1 pseudogene is annotated in these 457 nt (G+C 76.4%); it reads left to right on the forward strand.

The features are described 5' to 3' along the window. Nucleotides 1-457, forward strand: a pseudogene (locus tag FV228_RS32590) (serine protease); the annotation flags it as partial.

A 457-nucleotide genomic window follows, 5' to 3' on the forward strand; every position in this document is an offset into this window, starting at 1 on the left:
CTTCCGGGTCGCCGTCGATCCGGCGAGCGGTGCGGCGATCGGCGTGCCCGAGCGCCTGCTCTCGAAGCGCACGGCCCTGCCGGCCGGCACCCGCTGGCAGAGCGCGGACGGGCGCGTGACCCTGGAATCCCGCGCCATCCCGCCGGGGGGCGAGACCGTGGACGGCCTGTTCGACCAGCTGACCGTGCCGCTGCCCACCCGCAAGGTCACCTACAAGCTGCGCCGGCCGGACTCCCTGGTGGTCACCGCCGAGACCGGGACCGGCCTGTCCTACGTTCGGTACGATGCCGGGCCGCAGGGCGTGCGCGGCTTCCTGATCGGCTACGACCGCGCGCTCGCCGCGGAGGTCGGCCGCCTGGTGATCGCGGTGGCCAACGCCTTCGAGCCGTTCCCGACGGCCGCCGCACCCGGACCCGCGAAGGTCGCCGCGGACCCGCCGCCCGGAGCAGCCGCGGCG

This window comes from Methylobacterium sp. WL18 (assembly GCF_008040015.1).
Taxonomy (GTDB): domain Bacteria; phylum Pseudomonadota; class Alphaproteobacteria; order Rhizobiales; family Beijerinckiaceae; genus Methylobacterium; species Methylobacterium mesophilicum.